Source organism: Shewanella zhangzhouensis, from assembly GCF_019457615.1.
In the GTDB taxonomy this organism is placed as follows: Bacteria; Pseudomonadota; Gammaproteobacteria; order Enterobacterales; family Shewanellaceae; genus Shewanella; species Shewanella zhangzhouensis.
Map to the genome: position 1 here is coordinate 3322067 of NZ_CP080414.1, position 15985 is coordinate 3338051.

The 15985-nt window shown below is 53.2% G+C and carries 14 protein-coding genes; 9 read left to right on the plus strand and 5 right to left on the minus strand.

Translation table 11 applies throughout. From position 1 onward, the window contains the following. Window positions 1-229 precede the first annotated feature (229 nt). Together K0H63_RS14550 and K0H63_RS14555 are read left to right on the plus strand one after the other, a co-directional pair. A complete protein-coding gene (locus K0H63_RS14550) occupies window positions 230-631 on the plus strand; it encodes an SMI1/KNR4 family protein (RefSeq protein WP_220065289.1) in 402 nt (133 codons plus the stop codon). 14 nt (window positions 632-645) lie between these two features. Further along, window positions 646-1149 carry a DUF4447 family protein gene (locus tag K0H63_RS14555; protein ID WP_220065290.1) on the plus strand — a complete coding sequence of 168 codons (504 nt, stop codon included), beginning with the start codon at window positions 646-648 and terminating at the stop codon, window positions 1147-1149. Between the two features lie 115 nt (window positions 1150-1264). On the opposite strand, the gene K0H63_RS14560 is transcribed toward K0H63_RS14555, so the two are convergent. Then, window positions 1265-3814 carry a TonB-dependent receptor plug domain-containing protein gene (locus tag K0H63_RS14560; RefSeq protein WP_220065291.1) on the minus strand — a complete coding sequence of 850 codons (2550 nt, stop codon included), beginning with the start codon at window positions 3812-3814 and terminating at the stop codon, window positions 1265-1267. 237 nt (window positions 3815-4051) lie between these two features. On the opposite strand from K0H63_RS14560, the gene K0H63_RS14565 reads away from it, so the two are divergent. The 3 genes from K0H63_RS14565 to K0H63_RS14575 all read left to right on the plus strand — a co-directional run bounded on the left by K0H63_RS14565 (window position 4052) and on the right by K0H63_RS14575 (window position 7548). Next, entirely contained in the window at window positions 4052-5038 is a 987-nt protein-coding gene (locus tag K0H63_RS14565) for a serine hydrolase domain-containing protein (protein WP_258405587.1), read from the plus strand. A gap of 49 nt (window positions 5039-5087) precedes the next feature. Further along, window positions 5088-5555 (plus strand): YehS family protein, encoded by a 468-nt coding sequence (locus tag K0H63_RS14570; protein ID WP_220065293.1) that lies wholly within the window; start codon window positions 5088-5090, stop codon window positions 5553-5555. A 304-nt stretch (window positions 5556-5859) separates the two neighbouring features. Further along, window positions 5860-7548: an NAD-dependent malic enzyme gene (locus K0H63_RS14575; RefSeq protein WP_220065294.1), complete on the plus strand. Its 1689-nt coding sequence runs from the start codon at window positions 5860-5862 to the stop codon at window positions 7546-7548. Between the two features lie 65 nt (window positions 7549-7613). Here K0H63_RS14575 and K0H63_RS14580 read toward each other — a convergent pair whose 3' ends face one another. Further along, window positions 7614-8048, minus strand: a complete 435-nt coding sequence (locus tag K0H63_RS14580; protein WP_220065295.1) for a DUF3069 domain-containing protein — start codon at window positions 8046-8048, stop codon at window positions 7614-7616. A gap of 87 nt (window positions 8049-8135) precedes the next feature. Between K0H63_RS14580 and K0H63_RS14585 the strand changes: the two genes are divergently transcribed. Continuing rightward, the gene (locus tag K0H63_RS14585; RefSeq protein ID WP_220065296.1) at window positions 8136-8309 is read left to right on the plus strand and encodes a hypothetical protein; all 174 of its coding nucleotides are present in this window, start codon (window positions 8136-8138) and stop codon (window positions 8307-8309) included. Continuing rightward, the gene (locus tag K0H63_RS14590) at window positions 8299-10179 is read left to right on the plus strand and encodes a tetratricopeptide repeat-containing diguanylate cyclase (protein WP_220065297.1); all 1881 of its coding nucleotides are present in this window, start codon (window positions 8299-8301) and stop codon (window positions 10177-10179) included. The genes K0H63_RS14585 and K0H63_RS14590 overlap by 11 nt, the downstream gene beginning before the upstream one ends. On the opposite strand, the gene K0H63_RS14595 is transcribed toward K0H63_RS14590, so the two are convergent. Then, window positions 10176-10991, minus strand: a complete 816-nt coding sequence (locus K0H63_RS14595; protein WP_220065298.1) for a substrate-binding periplasmic protein — start codon at window positions 10989-10991, stop codon at window positions 10176-10178. The two genes, K0H63_RS14590 and K0H63_RS14595, sit on opposite strands and share 4 nt — an antisense overlap. Before the next feature lie 132 nt (window positions 10992-11123). On the opposite strand from K0H63_RS14595, the gene queG reads away from it, so the two are divergent. Beyond that, window positions 11124-12281 carry a tRNA epoxyqueuosine(34) reductase QueG gene (gene queG, locus K0H63_RS14600; protein ID WP_220065299.1) on the plus strand — a complete coding sequence of 386 codons (1158 nt, stop codon included), beginning with the start codon at window positions 11124-11126 and terminating at the stop codon, window positions 12279-12281. On the opposite strand, the gene K0H63_RS14605 is transcribed toward queG, so the two are convergent. Both K0H63_RS14605 and metE read right to left on the minus strand, forming a co-directional pair. Beyond that, a complete protein-coding gene (locus K0H63_RS14605) occupies window positions 12278-12487 on the minus strand; it encodes a dodecin (protein ID WP_220065300.1) in 210 nt (69 codons plus the stop codon). The genes queG and K0H63_RS14605 overlap by 4 nt on opposite strands. 88 nt (window positions 12488-12575) lie before the next feature. Further along, complete coding sequence (gene metE / locus K0H63_RS14610; RefSeq protein ID WP_220065301.1) at window positions 12576-14846, minus strand: 5-methyltetrahydropteroyltriglutamate--homocysteine S-methyltransferase; 2271 nt, start codon at window positions 14844-14846, stop codon at window positions 12576-12578. 164 nt (window positions 14847-15010) lie between these two features. Here metE and K0H63_RS14615 point away from each other — a divergent pair, with 164 nt between their 5' ends. Beyond that, entirely contained in the window at window positions 15011-15910 is a 900-nt protein-coding gene (locus K0H63_RS14615; protein ID WP_220065302.1) for a LysR family transcriptional regulator, read from the plus strand. The last annotated feature ends 75 nt before the right edge of the window (window positions 15911-15985 follow it).

A 15985-nucleotide genomic window follows, 5' to 3' on the forward strand; every position in this document is an offset into this window, starting at 1 on the left:
CCAGAGCTTTAACACAGCATCTGGTGCCTCTTCGCATTGAAACCAATACACGAGGCGATGCCAGCTATTATTGGCTCCCGAAAAGCGTGTGAAAATCGGGCAATATCCATCGCAGGACAGCCATCAAAATGTTGGAAAAAATGCGATAAATCAAGGTCACCTTCGGGTGCCCTTTTTTTTGTGCTATCCCATGGTTATACTCGCTCGGGTATGCCAAGGAGCACATAAAATGCATGAACTCATCGAACAACTACAAGAAATGAGCGAACAGGTTCCGGTTCCACTGGAACTTCCTTCATTTGACCAACTGCTGGACGTTGAAGAAGCGATACTCATCCCCTTACCGGCTGATTTGAAAGAATATCTGCTTAACGCCAGCGATGTGATTGTTGGCAGCCTGGAGCCCGTGACTGTGGCCGACCCTCACAGCCATACCTATTTGTCAGAAGTCGCAGCCTACGCCTGGTCAATCGGGCTGCCACGGGAGATGATCCCCATCTGTCAGAATGGCGATAACTTTTACTGTATCGATCAGGAAGGTCAGGTACACTACTGGGCCTTTGGCGACTTCACCGAAGACCAGTGGGATTCCTTCTGGGAATGGGCCGAAGACGTCTGGATGAACAGTTAATTACGGATACACTCATGGCAAAAGAGATTGGCCTCAACGGCATCGAAATGCAGTACCTGAGGCTGTCACTGGGCCTCAATCCTGCTCAGGTTGGCACTGTTACAGGTCACAGCGAAGAAGAGGTCATCGCGTGGGAAGCGGGCACCGCTGACGCGCCGGGCCTGGCACAAAAGAAGTTGCTGGATTTCGACGAAGTGATTGAGATGCAGGTACTCAATACCACAGATGGTATCGAGGCCATGTTCAAAAAAGAGCCCAAGCGTCGGTTAGCCTTTGTGGTGTACCCCACCCAAGCGGTTTACGCCCAGTACAACCCCGAGTTTTTAAGCTCTCTGCCACTGACGGAGCTCTACAATACGTCGGCATGGCGAATCAAAAAGGAATGCCAGCTGGTCCTGGAAGTGGAAGTGACGCTGGTGCCTTTGGATGTAGAAAGCTACAAAGCCTTCCGCGAGCAAAACGGCCTGGGCGAGAGCCGCGAAAGCCGTGCCAAATGGGCCGCTGCCCAGCTGAAATAACACGCTTTAATCAGCTCATCCGCCAAAGGGCATGTGGAAACGATGAGCCTGATATCATGAGCCATAAAAAAACGGCATCCATTGGATGCCGTTTTTGTTGCTGTACTTCAGCTTATCAGAAGTTCAGTGTCACCTTGGTGTACAGGTAACGTCCCATAGGGTTGTGTGTGGCCATCACGTAACCGTAGAGGTCACCATCGCCATCACCAATGGCAAATGGAGGCTCTTCATCCAGAACGTTGTTTACACCCACAGTCCATTTAAAGGTTTCGCTGAAGCGGTAAGAAGCTGACATGTCCACCAGCAACTGCGCATCCACGGTACGGGTTTCGTTGTAATCGTCAAACTCGCCGATATAAGTCAGGTTGAGGTTAGCGGCGAAGTCATCCATGACCCAGTTGGTGGTCGCCAACCAGCGGTGCTCTGGGTAACGATACTTACCGGTCCAATCAACATCACCCTTTTCAAAATTGTGCAGGTAGCTGTACTCCAGACCAAACTTCACATCGCCGTAGCTATCCATGCCCAGGGTGTAGTGGCTGGAAAGATCCAGGCCCTGTACTTCCTGAGAGCTTAAGTTAACAAAGCTGGACAGTACCTTATCGATTGTACCCATGGTGTCAGATCCAATGGGAGCCAGACGCTGACAGATGGTGCTGCTTTGGCTGCCACAATTGGCATCGTAAACGGACTGAGGCTCCAGCTTGTCGATCTTATTGTCCTGGGTGATCTTGAAGGCGTCAATACCGATGTCAAATGACTGGCTTGGTGCCCAAATCAGACCCAGGTTCCAGCTTTCTGACTCTTCAGCTTCCAATTCAGGGTTACCGGAGAAGACAAAGCCAAAGTCGAGGTTTTCACACTCACTGCGATCCAAGCCATTGGCATCACAGAAGTAGTAATCGTCCAGGAACAGACTTTCTTCAGATGGGCCCAGGCCAATCTGTGCCAGTGATGGCGCACGGAAACCGGTCGCCCAGGAACCTCGGGCAGTGATTTCGTCGGTGATGCCCCACTGGAAAGCCACTTTTGGATTGGTGGTAGAGCCGAAATCGCTGTAATTGTCGTAACGACCCGCCAGCTGCAGCTCAAAATTGTCAGCCAGAGGAATAGAGAATTCGACATAGGCCGCCCACTGGTCGCGACTGGCAGAGGCAGATACGGCCTCAGTACCGAAAATCAGCCCACGCTGGAACTGTTCATCGGGTACGTCGCTCACGTCTTCTTCACGATATTCCAGGCCCGCGGCCATCATCACATCGCGATCGGCCAGGGTGAATGCCTGACCGGTAATGCTGGCATCATATGCCGTCATGTGAGAAACGCCCTGACGCACCAGACTGGTGGTGATGTCGTCAATCACGTCTGCAGAGTTATAGGTACCACCGAAAGGATTGTAACGACCCGCGTCGATTTCACGCTGCAGGTAGTCCACACGGACCCAACCCTGACTGCGGTCGCCGGTCTGGGTTTGTTCCTGACGGCCTTTCTGGGCTGAAACTTCCCAATCCCAATCTTTAACTGTGCCACGCAGACCGGCAACCAGTCTCATGGTGTCAGACTCGATATCCCAACGGCGTGCACCGGCGTCCACAGGGCGGAAACGCCCAATTTGGATATCTTTACCCCATGGGTTATCGGGGTGAGTACCTGGTACGGTCAAGCCTGCAGATTCGTCCAGTGGCGTTGCAGCACCGCCGGCTTCAGAGGTGTTATGTTGCACCGCAAACTCCAGGAAAGCGGTGAGATCATCATTCAGGAAATACTCGAATTGACCGATGGCACCCACACGCTCAGCGGCTGGGATAGTCAGGTTATAAGGACCGTAGTCAAACAAACAGCTGCCGCTGCCAGTGGCATTTTCAGGTGGGCAATCCGGGTCAATGGTCTTTACGCCATCGACATAGAAATAACCAGGGAAACCGCGTGATGAGCGGTTGTCGTCACCACCATAAGGTTCTTGGTTAGCTGTGCCGAAACGGCCCATTTCATCGGCGCTGAGGGTGGAGTTCTTGAAGTAGTCGAGAATGATGGAGGCATTGCCTTTTTCACCCTTGGTACCCCATACCAGGCTGCCGGTTTGCTCTTCATAGCTCGGACCGGTCGCGCTGCCATAGCCAAGATTGACTTCGATGCCTTCGATGTCCTTCTTCAGGACAATGTTGACCACGCCGGCAATGGCGTCAGAGCCATAAATTGCAGAGGCGCCGTCTTTCAGAATATCGATGCGCTCAATGGCCGAAACCGGGATGTTGTTGATGTCCACGAAGGAGTTGCTCACGCCTTCAGCAAATGAGCTGATGGCTACGCGGCGACCGTTAATGAGTACCAGGGTCGCATCCGGGCCAAGGCCCCTGAGACTGATAGAGGCAGAGCCATTGGCGGTAGAGTCCTGGCTGTTACCCCGGGTAGAGAAAGCACCGGCCCCGTTGGCAGGCATTTTCTCGAGTAACTGTTGCAGGTTATCAAACCCCATGTTGGCAATATCTTCTTTGCCAATGGATTGAATTGGTGATGGGCCTTCGATGTCAGTTCGCTTGATGCGGGAGCCTGTGACTTCCAGACGCTCAACTTTTGCACCATCTTCTGCTGCGACAGCAACAGAAGGCAGCGCCAACGCTACCGCCAAAGCACAACTGCTCAGAATCCATTTTTGAGCTTTCATAATCATTCCCCAGCTGTTTGGATAGTTGTTATTTTTCGATAGCGACTGCAGACTGCCACCGATGGTGAGATCATCCACCAAGCTATCCAATTTGTTAACTAAGTCAACCATATCGCAACACATTAACAACAACTCATTGCGCTGCCAGTACCTTGCTGGGCACAAAAATTAAAGGATTCACTCGCTTTGAAAACTGCTAAGGGATTATTTAAATTAACTTTTTCTCTTACCAGCCTAATGCTTTTTTCGGCTGTAGAGGCAAAGGAGCTGACGGAGCTCAGGACAGCACTGAACGCAAAGATTTCATCCAATTTTCAAGGCGTCATCTGGGTTCAACATCAGAATAAAACGTTGTTTGTTAAAGCGGCGGGCGACGGAATCTATGAAGATAGCCTGTTCATATTGGGCTCTATTTCAAAGCCTGTCTTCAGCAGCTTTTATCTGAGCCAACATCATAAAGCCGTATTTTCGCCGCTCAGCACGTCGATAAAGCCCTCCTTCTACCCTGCTGAACACCGCCTTACCCCGGCCATGCTGCTCAGCCACACCTCGGGTATAAATCGACCTTTTACTGATTTGACATCGAATGGCCCCGGGCAATTCGAATACAGCAACGGCAATTATCAATTTTTGGCAAATAGCCTATATCCCGGCGACAGTGCAGCCTGGGTGTCTGACTTGAATCAGTTCCTTCAAAGTAACAAATTGGATATCCAAGCCGCTACGGGCGAGACCAAGACTCTTCGGCAGACTTTTCCCCGTCTGGTTCAGGGCTTTGATGAAAAGGCAAATCAGCGTGAGGCCATAGAGTTAACGCTGACTGCCGCCAGCGCCGCCTCAGGTACACTGATTGGCTCGGCCAGGGGCGTTGCCGATTTTCAGCAAAAGCTCCACAGTGGCCAATTGCTGCCGGATAGCGCCTATCAGGCCATGGTGACCCCGGTGGCTTCAAGACAGCATCGCTGGGGAGCACTTGAGTATGGTCTTGGACTGCAAATCGCCCAGTCGCCGCTGGAGTACAGCCACAGTGGTTATCTGCCGGGATTTATGAGTCTGATGCTCTATTACCCTGAAACTCAGTTGCAGCTGGTGTTGCTGCAGAATGTCTCCGGTGACCTCAATAATCCCGAGGCGGTATTTGCCTTCCAGGATGAGGTTCGCGCCCTGATGCGCCGTTATGCCAGCCTGCCTAAGTCCGCAAAGGCAGACAGCATTAGCCCATAGCAGGCCCCTTAGGTATAATCGCCCCAGCCCGGCAATAGCCTTTTAATGGATGCCCATGACAAACAACGATATTCTGCGCCGCCTGCGCTTTGCCCTGAATCTCAGTGACAGCAAACTTGTTGCACTCTTCGCCCTGGTTCATCAGCCGATAACCGAAGAGGCCCTGCTCGCCATGCTGAAAAAGGACGATGAACCCGGTTTTCGTCCCTGCACCGACAAGGAACTCTGTCAGTTTCTTGATGGTTTGGTTATCGAGCGCCGCGGACTGAGACCCGGTGACGGCGTGCCTGCACCAACCCCATTGGATAACAATCTGATCTTCAAAAAGATCCGCATTGCGCTGGAGCTTAAGGAAGAGGATATCCTAGCCCTGCTGACCAAGGCCGGATTTGCCCTCTCCAAGTCGGAACTGGGCGCCATTTTCAGAAACCCGGACCACCGCCATTATCGTCCCTGTGGCAATCAGTTATTGCGCAACTTTTTGAAGGGACTCTCCATCAGCCTCCGCGGTCGCTGAACTGCCGGATAGCAGGCTGTGATCTTCAAAGAACACAGCTTCTGAGGCCAAAAAAGCCATCGTCAATCGATGGCTTTTTTATTTGAGTCAAACAGCGGGTAAACATCCAAAAGCCCCAAAGTGAATTAATTTAACTTTTTCAATACATTCACACCTGCGTTTAAAACACGCATTCATGAAAAAATGCGAAAATTCCCCCGCACTCAAAGCTACAAAGATCACATTTCGTGATAATCTTCTTGCTATTGACAGCACATTTCATGCCCAGAAAGCACACACCCAAAACGCATACAAAAGGTAGCCCATGGACGATAACAAACGCCCGCTCTATTTACCGTTCGCCGGTCCAGCCATTCTTGAAGCTCCACTAATCAACAAAGGCAGCGCCTTTACCGAAGAAGAGCGGATATTCTTCAACCTTGAAGGCCTGTTACCTTACGCGATTGAAACCATCGAAGAGCAGGCATCCAGGGCCTACGATCAGTTCCGCAGTTTCAACAACGATTTGGATAAGCACATCTACCTGCGCAACATTCAGGACACCAACGAAACCCTGTTTTACCGCTTGGTGCAAAACAACATTGCCGAGATGATGCCCATCATCTACACACCAACAGTGGGCCTGGCCTGTGAGCGTTTCTCCAAAAACTATCGCCGCAACCGGGGACTCTTTATCTCCTATCCCAACAAGGACAGGATTGACGATATTCTCAATAACTCCACCCGTCACAAGGTGAAAATTATCGTTGTAACCGACGGCGAACGGATTCTGGGTCTGGGCGATCAGGGGATCGGCGGCATGGGGATCCCCATTGGCAAGCTGTCACTCTACACCAGCTGCGGTGGTATCAGCCCGGCCTATACCCTGCCTATCACCCTGGATGTGGGCACTGACAATCCGCACCTGTTGGAAGACCCCATGTACATGGGCTGGCGCCATCCTCGCATCGGCGGCGAAGAATACAGCGAGTTTATCGAAGCCTTTATGGAAGCCGTACACCGCCGCTGGCCGGATGTGCTGATCCAGTTTGAAGACTTTGCCCAGAAAAATGCCATGCCAATTCTGGAGCGTTATAAAGACAGATACTGCTGCTTTAACGACGATATTCAAGGCACGGCTGCGGTGACCGTGGGCTCCTTGCTGGCCGCCTGTCAGGCCGCTGGTACCAAGCTCAGCGATCAGCGCATCACCTTCCTGGGTGCTGGCAGCGCAGGCTGCGGTATTGCCGAAGCGATTGTGGCGCAAATGGTATCTGAGGGCATTAGTGATGATCAGGCCCGCAGCCACGTGTTTATGGTTGACCGCTGGGGTCTGCTGCTGGACAACATGCCTAACCTGCTGCCATTTCAACAAAAACTGGCACAGAAAATTGATAACATTAACCACTGGGACGACTTTAGCGACAATGTCTCACTGCTGAACGTAGTAAACAATGCCAAGCCGACGGTACTCATCGGCGTGTCAGGTGCTCCTGGTCTCTTTACCGAAGAGATCATCCGCGCCATGCACAGCCACTGTGCCCGTCCAATTGTATTCCCGCTGTCCAACCCCACCAGCCGGGTTGAAGCAACGCCAAAAGATATCCTCCACTGGACCAGCGGTCAGGCACTGGTGGCAACCGGAAGCCCGTTCGAGCCCGTGGTAGTGGACGACGTGACCTACGATATCGCCCAATGTAACAACAGCTACATTTTCCCCGGCATTGGTCTTGGGGTACTCGCGTGCGGTGCCAACCGGGTATCAAACGAAATGCTCATGGCCTCCAGCCGCGCGCTTGCAGAGTGTTCTCCATTGGCAAAAGACGGCTCAGGCCCCCTGCTGCCTCCGCTGGAAGAAATCCACGATGTCAGCAAGCACATCGCCTTTGCCGTGGCCAAGGTGGCTATCGAGCAGGGGCATGCACTGGATACCACTGATGAGCTGCTGCTGCAGTCCATCGAGGCCAACTTCTGGTACCCCGAGTACCGCCGTTACAAACGTACCTCGTTCTAACGAAAAAGCCCGGCATAGCCGGGCTTTTTTATGGGGTAAGCTTCGTGGCTTATTCAGCCATCGACTCAAACGCCCATCACCTCGCGCATGCTGTTATACATGCTTCGGTCGGTGCGGGCTTTTTTCAGTTTTTTCACGCTTTCTTTCAGCGCTTCCTCGGCAACCCGCACGTAGAGTCCACTGTATTCCTGTTCGGCGATGGCTTCATCAGTGTCCTGAAGCTCAGAAATGTCCCGGGCAACGATGCTGAGTTGGATCCACGCATTGGCCAAATAGAACCCGTGGAAGACACTGCGCTCGAACAGCGAGGTGGCACTGTCAGGCAGCTTTTCCCAGGCACGGGTAAATCGTCCGTCGTTATCAGCCAGTAATTCATCACACAGACTGTGATAGGCCGACAGCAGCGACTCGGGGAGCCGGTCGAGTGCGACAACACGACCTGCGACCTTGTCGGCGACTTGTTGAGCCAATGCACGGTAATTTGCGTTAATCTCGCTCATGATAACACCTTGAATTTCTGTAAACCTTCAGCAAAGCCAACGTTCTGGTTCAGGAACCAGTGCTGAAAATGAATATGGAGACATAAGTTGGCGTCTTATACACATTCTGCAAAGCAATTGCAAAAACCCGTGGCAGGCTTTGGATTTTCTGGCGTTTTTCCCGCTGTGCATGAAGAAAAACTGGGAAACTCCATGACATACGGTTATGATTTGCGCAGAACAAAAAATAACAAATTGGCAACAGATTTAGATGACATTTGATTTTCCAAAGTCCATTCTTTGGGCCGGCTTTTTACTTATCCTCTGGCAGCCCGTGCATGCCGGGGATTTGTCGCTGGACGAGATAGACAGGCTGTTCAGCCAGCTGGAAAGCAATCCATCTCAGTTTGAGTCTTATTCTGATCAAATTGAACTGCTCAAACAGAATATTGCCACCGACGACATCCCCCGCACCCTGCGCCTGAAACGGGCGCTTTGTTGGGCTACCGACCTGACCCAGGATAACGCCCTGGAGCAGGGCCTGAATTATGCCAACGAGCAACTGCTGCTACCCATGGTGCAGGCCGATATTCCAACCCAGTCAGATTTAATACTTTGCCGTGGCTGGCTGTTACAGGAAAAAGGCGTCATGGCCGATGCCATGAGTGACTATAACCGCTCGGTTGCCCTCGCCTATCAATCGGAAGAACCCCGCCTCATCGCCGATAGCCGCAGTCTCAGGGGAGCCCTGCTTTCTTATCAGGGCAACTTTGCCGACGCACTGGAAGATCTCATTACGTCCCAACACCTGTATGAGAGCCTCAATCTAACCTACTGGGCCAGATACAATCTTCTTGAACTCGCCACCAGTTATCGCCGTTTCGGCGACCCGGCAACGGCCATCCGTTACTATGAAGATCTCTTGCAAAAGTACACCGAGATCAAAGACAAATTTGCCGTCGTGGGCGTAAAGGCCGAAATGGCCATGGCATACGAAACCCTGGAAGACTTTGATAAAGCACTCATCTACTACCGTGAGGTACTGGCGAGCTGGAGTGCGCAAAACGATCCTGTCAATACTGCCGCCACCCGGGTCAATATGAGCGGCACCCTCATTAAGCTTGGCAGGTTGAAAGAAGCAAAAGCCGAGTTGGAGTTGGCATTTCCGGATGTAAAACCTGAACATGTGGGCTTCTATGCCTTCAAGCACCTGTTTATGGCCCAAATCCTGCTCGCTGAAGGTAAGCCGCAGGATGCCCTGCCACTACTGGAAATTGGCGAAGAAAGCTTCCGCAATGTGCAAAACAACCGTGGACTAGCCGAGCTCTATGCCACCAAAAGCCAGGTCTACGCAGCCCTGGAAGACTGGGCCAACGCGTTTTACAGCCTTGAGGTACAGAACGCACTCCATACTCAACTGGACAGTCAGCTACAATCTCAGCGCACCACCGAGATGCGCACCCGATTCGATACCGACAGAATTGAAAATGAAAACCGCCAGCTGATTGCTTATCAGCGTCTGCGGGAAAAAGAAATGGTCATACTGCAGGAAAATAAATTTCTGCAATTCATCATTATTGTCATGGGCATCATCATCCTCAGCATTGTGTCTATTTTTGCCTACAAGCAGGCACAGCGCTCGAAACTGATGGAACGGCTAGCCCTTACCGATCACCTGACGCAACTTGCCAATCGCCGGCACACCTACCATGAAGGCGAGGCCATGTTCCGGAGCGCAAGGCCCGGCAGTCCCTTGTCTGTTATCCTGTTTGATGCCGACCATTTCAAAAAAATCAATGACCACTTCGGTCATGATGTTGGTGATAAAGTCTTGATTGCCATGGCTCAAAGCAGCGTTGGGCAAATGCGTAAAGGCGATTTGGTCGGCCGCATCGGGGGCGAGGAATTTCTGGCGTTACTGCCACACACCACGTTGGAGCAGGCGGTTGAAATTGCCGAACGGCTGCGGTTAACCATAGAAACGACGGATTTGTCAGATATCGCTTCCGGCCTTGGCATGAGCATCAGCGCCGGTGTCGCCACTCTGGACAGCAGCAGGGATAAAAACTTTTCCAGCTTCCTTAACCGGGCTGATCACGCGCTTTATCGCGCCAAACACAATGGTCGTAACCGGGTAGAAAAAGACGATTAATCTTCCGGCGTCAAATGCCAGAGAATGTGGCTGGAAGTATTTTCCGCAGGCATGTTAAACCACTTCTCATAAAGCCTCACAAAGTCCCCTTCTTCCTGAAAGTCATTGAGCGCCTTATGCCACTTCTCTACAGTCGCTGCTGGGGTACCCCGTGAAAACGCGAGATACAGCTCTACCCGCTCCAATTCGAATAACGGAGTAATAGCCAGGTCAGTAGTACCGGCCTGGCTCAGCAGCATACTGACAGCCAAATCGGCCTGGCACCAATAGCGTACCCGTCCTGCGAGCAACTGCCTGAGAGACTGCAACGGATAACTGGATACCTCGACGTTTTTTAACCCATGTGTATTGAGGATGCGCTGCGAAGGCGACCCCCGATATACGCCCAAACTGCCAAGCTGTGACACCGCATCCAGGCTGGAGGGGATTTCGGTATCTGTCGCCAGCTTGTAAACCATAATTCTTGCTGTGGCTATGGGGCCGACAAAATCAAATTGGCTGCGTCTCGAGTCTCTGAGAGCTGTGGAAAAGAGCAAGACATTGGGAAGCTGAGACGCCACGCTGTAGGCTCTGGCCCAGGGCAGTACTTCTATGCCCGCCTCTTCGCCAACACGGGACTTTAACTGCTCTACCAACTCCACTGCGTAACCCGAGGCCTTGTCGCCTTCAAGATAACTCAGGGGAGGCAAGGGCTCGGTCAGCAGTCGCAACCGGCTCGGAGCCGAGGGCTCTGTCACTTCCCCCGCTGCTGCCAATGAAACAGACAGCAGAGCAGCAAACAGCAACATGCATTTAAAGCCCAATCGATGCATCCCTTATCCTTAACACCATTCTGTTTAATCCCAGCATAGCGGCCAAAATGCCCACAGACCAGCAAAGCTTTGCCTGACGCCCAAAGCAAAAACTGCTACTATCCGCCCGGAATTGACCAGCGGCCTACCCGAATGACTTCAACCCCATCCCATGCCCAACTCAATGACCTTGCCCGGCAAATCAAAGCCTGGGGCAAAGCGCTCGGCTTTGCTGAACTTGGGATTACGGATACAGACCTTTCGGCCGAAGAACCCAAATTCCTCGAGTGGCTCGCCAAGGGCTACCACGGTGAGATGGCTTACATGGAATCCCATGGGCTGATGCGTGCCCGTCCGCAGGAGCTGCACCCCGGCACCATCAGAGTGATTGCCGCACGTATGGATTACCTGCCAGAGAATGCAGGTTTTGCCACTAACCTGCGCGATCCCAACCTTGGCTACATATCCCGTTACGCCGGTGGCCGTGATTATCACAAACTGATCCGTAACCGACTGAAAAAGCTTGGCGAGCAAATCGATGTCTGGCTTGCCGAGCGTGGCTTTGCATCTTCCAACTTTCGCCCCTTTGTCGACTCGGCGCCCATTTTAGAGCGACCTCTGGCGGAAAAAGCAGGCCTTGGCTGGACCGGTAAGCACTCACTTATTCTAAATCATCAGGCGGGCAGTTGGTTCTTTTTGGGTGAGCTGCTGGTAAACCTGCCGCTGCCCGTCGACATTCCCATCGCAGAAGACTGCAACACCTGCGTTGCCTGCATCAAAAGTTGCCCAACCGACGCCATAGTCGCGCCCTATGTGGTGGATGGCAGGCGCTGCATCTCTTATCTCACCATCGAGCTGCAGGGCGCCATTCCGAAAGAATTCCGCCCGTTAATGGGTAACCGCATCTACGGCTGTGATGACTGCCAGCTTGCCTGCCCGGTCAACAGCGGCTCACCGCTCTCCAATGAAGCCGACTTTCAAATCCGCCAGCCACTCAAGTTGCCAGCATTGCTTAGCCTGTTTGCCTGGGATGAAGCCACCTTTTTACGACAGACAGAAGGCAGCGCCATTCGTCGCATTGGCCATAAAAGGTGGCTGAGAAACATTGCTGTGGCGCTGGGCAATGCCCCAGCAAGCAGTGATATTCTGAGTGCCCTGAACGCCAGGCTCAGAGATGAAGAAATCGATGAAATGGTGGCAGAGCATATCCACTGGGCCATCGAGCGTCAGCAAAATGGCCTTTCAAAAGACAGCCGCAAGACGTCACGGCTGATACGCTCCATCGAAAAAGGCATGCCCAGAGACGCCTAAGGCGTATCCAGAGTGAAACCGATTTTCACCGTCACCTGCCAGTGGGCTATCACACCCGCTTCGAGGTGACCGCGGGTTTCAACTACTTCAAACCAACGTAAATGATGCAGTGACTGCGCCGCCGCAGCCACCGCATTACGAATGGCATCGTCGCTGCTGAGGGTAGAGGAACCTGTGATTTCAATTATCTTGTAGACATGATTCATGGCAAGCCTCCTTGGGGCGGGGAAACAGCCTTAAACTGCTACCCCGATACTGTTACCTCAGTATAGTCGCTGATTTCAGCGGCAAGCCTCAGCCCAGGCGGCGACGCAGCTCGCGGGTGGCATCCACCATGTTACGAAGGGCCGGCTCTACCTCATCCCAGGTACGGGTCTTGAGACCGCAGTCCGGATTTACCCACAGCTGCCGGAGCGGAATACGCCTGGCAGCCCTTTCCATCAGCGCCGCCATGGCTTCAATATCCGGCGTGTTGGGCGAGTGGATATCGTAAACACCCGGGCCAATTTCAGCTGGATACTCAAAGTCTTCAAAGGCACCCAGCAGCTCCATGGCCGAGCGACTGGTCTCGATGGTGATAACATCGGCATCCATGGCGGCAATGGCAGCAATGGTGTCGTTAAACTCGCTGTAGCACATGTGAGTGTGGATTTGCGTGTTATCCTGCACGCAAGCCGCGCTCAGCTTAAAGGAGCCCACCGCCCAGTCGAGATAGGCCTGCCAGTCACCACGGCGCAGTGGCAATCCCTCACGGAAGGCCGGCTCGTCAATCTGGATAATGGCGATGCCTGAGCGCTCCAGATCTGCCACTTCATCGCGTATGGCCAGCGCAATCTGCTTACAGATGGTTTCGCGGCTGATATCTTCCCTGGCAAAAGACCAATGCAGAATGGTCACAGGCCCGGTCAACATGCCTTTCACCGGTTTGTCGGTGAGGCTCTGGGCGTATTCGGCCCAGTCGAGTGTCATAGGTTTGGGACGCGACACATCACCGTAAATCAACGGCGGTTTTACGCAGCGGCTGCCATAACTCTGCACCCAGCCATTTTTGGTAAAGCCGACACCGTCGAGCTGCTCGCCAAAGTATTCCACCATGTCGTTACGCTCGGCCTCACCGTGTACCAGCACATCGATACCGAGTTTCAGCTGACGGTCGATGGTATCGCGGCACACCTGTTTGAGCTGGTTATCGTACTCAAGGGCGCCGATTTCCCCTTTACGGAAACGGTTACGCAGGCCACGAATGGCGGGAGTCTGCGGGAAAGAGCCTATGGTAGTGGTTGGCAAGAGTGGCAATTTAAGCCGCTGTTGCTGCTGTTGCTGGCGCACAGGGAAAGCGCTTTGACGCTCAAAATCTGCATTGGTGAGTGCATCCAGCCTGGCGGCAACTGCCGCATCGGCCGCCTGGGCACGCTCAGCGCGGCGGGCTACGCACTCGGCGGCAATGGCAGCAGCATCTGCGCCATTGGGTAAGCTCAGCAGGGTATTGAGGCTTCTCAGCTCCAGCAGCTTCTGTCTGGCAAAGGCGAGCTGGCGTTTAAGTTCAGGCTTAAGCGCGGTTTCCACATCGAGGTCCACCGGTGTGTGCAGCAGCGAGCAGGAGGTAGCGAGCCACAGGCGTTCGCCAAGATCTCTGGCAACCGGCGCAATGCGCTCGGCAATCAAATCAAGATCCGCAGCCCACACATTTCGGCCATTGATAAGGCCGAGACTCAGTATCTGCTGCTGCGCAAGTCTCGGCAGAAAGACCTCCAGCTGCTCAGGGGCAGACACCAGGTCCAGATGCAAACCTGCCACCGGCAGCGCCTGAATAATGTCGGCATGGTGTGCCACAGTGCCGTAGTAAGTGGTCAGCAGCAGCTTAACCGACACGCAGGTAAAGGCCTGATACGCGCTGGCAAAGGCTGCTTGCCAGCTCTCGTCCAGATCCAGCGCCAGCACAGGCTCTTCGATTTGTATCCAGGTCACGCCCTGAGCGGCAAAACGCGCCAGCAGCTCAGCATAGGTGGCGAGCAGCTGAGGCAGCAGACTTAATTTGTCAAACTCACTGCCGTAGGCTTTGGACAAATACAGGAAAGACACAGGGCCCAGAATGCAGGGTTTGGGGTCATAGCCCAGCGCTTTCACTTCTTCGACTTCATCAAACAGCTGGGTCCAGGCGATGGAGAAGGTTTGGTCGGCGTGAAGCTCGGGCACTATATAGTGATAGTTGGTGTTGAAATACTTGGTCATTTCCGCCGCTGCGGCGGCTTTGCCGCTTGGTGCGCGGCCTCGGGCAACACGGAACAGGGTATCCAGGTCGACCTCGTCGCTATCGCGGTGGCGCTGAGGAATCGCATTCAGGGTTGCCGCCAGGGTCAGCACCTGATCGTAGTAGGCAAAGTCCCCCACTGGCAATCGTTCCACGCCGGCATCGGCCTGCCACTGCCAGTGGGCCTGACGCAGTGCCTTGGCCTGCTCGCGCAGCTCATTCTGGGACAACTCTCCACGCCAATATTGCTCGAGGGCGAACTTCAACTCACGGCGACGTCCTATCCGTGGAAAGCCAAGACTATTTAATTGCATATTGTATACCTTCTTGGTTTAATATGAGCACATTTCAAAGAGGAACACCTGTTAAACAATTTTTAATAGGCGTCTGGACGTCTAGAAGTTTATTGTGGTAGTCTTCTGGCAAGCAAACGAATTGCGTTCACGGGCAACATGAACAAACTTCATGTGGAGTAGAGATGATAGAGCTAAGACACCTTCGAACCCTGATGGCACTGAAAGAAAGTGGCAGCCTGGCAGCTGCGGCCAAAAAGCGCTTTGTCACCCAGTCTGCGTTGTCTCATCAGATCAAAGAGCTGGAAACCCGCATCAACTCCCCCGTGTTCGTGAGAAAAAGCAAACCCCTGTCTTTTACTCAGGAAGGCGCCCGACTGCTGAATCTGGCCGAAGAAATTCTGCCTCGGGTGATGGAAACCGAGTTTGTATTGAAGAAAGGTCTGGAAACCGATGCCAACCTGTTGAAGGTGGGTATTGAGTGTCACAGCTGCTTTCGCTGGCTGATGCCGGTCATGGAGGCTTTCAGGGCTGAATATCCGGATGCGGATTTGGACTTGTCCAGCCGGCACCTGTTCGACTCGCTGAACGCACTGGAGTCCGGAGAGCTGGACATAGTACTGACATCCGATCCCGTCCCCGGACATCAGCTGGCTTATCAGCACCTGTTCGACTTTGAAGTGCGCCTGGTGGTGGCCAAAGAACATCCGCTGGCGAGCAAGCACCAGGTACTGCCAAAGGATCTGGCAGGCTTACCCATCATCAGCTATCCGGTACCATTGGAACGCCTCGACCTGTTCCGCTTATTTTTGGAGCCTGCCGGCATTGAGCCCGGTGTGCAAAAAAGCTGTGACCTGACTTCGGTACTGTTTCAACGCATCGCCTGTCAGGATGGTATTGCTGCCCTGCCCAGTTGGTCCATCAGTGAAGCCCAGGGCCTCAGCCTCAGCAGCTTGCGCCTCGGCGCCGAAGGGTTGAAACGTCCTTTATTTGGCGCCTATCGCCGTGGCAGTGCCAATTCCCGCCAAATACAGCGCTATCTTGAATTGGTGGCAGCAGAAGGCCTGGCCCGTCAGCCGCGGTAATGCCATAGCAACACCAGTTTGACGGCTGCAAGCCGTTATTTAGAAAGCATAAAAAAACGCCTGCGATTGCAGGCG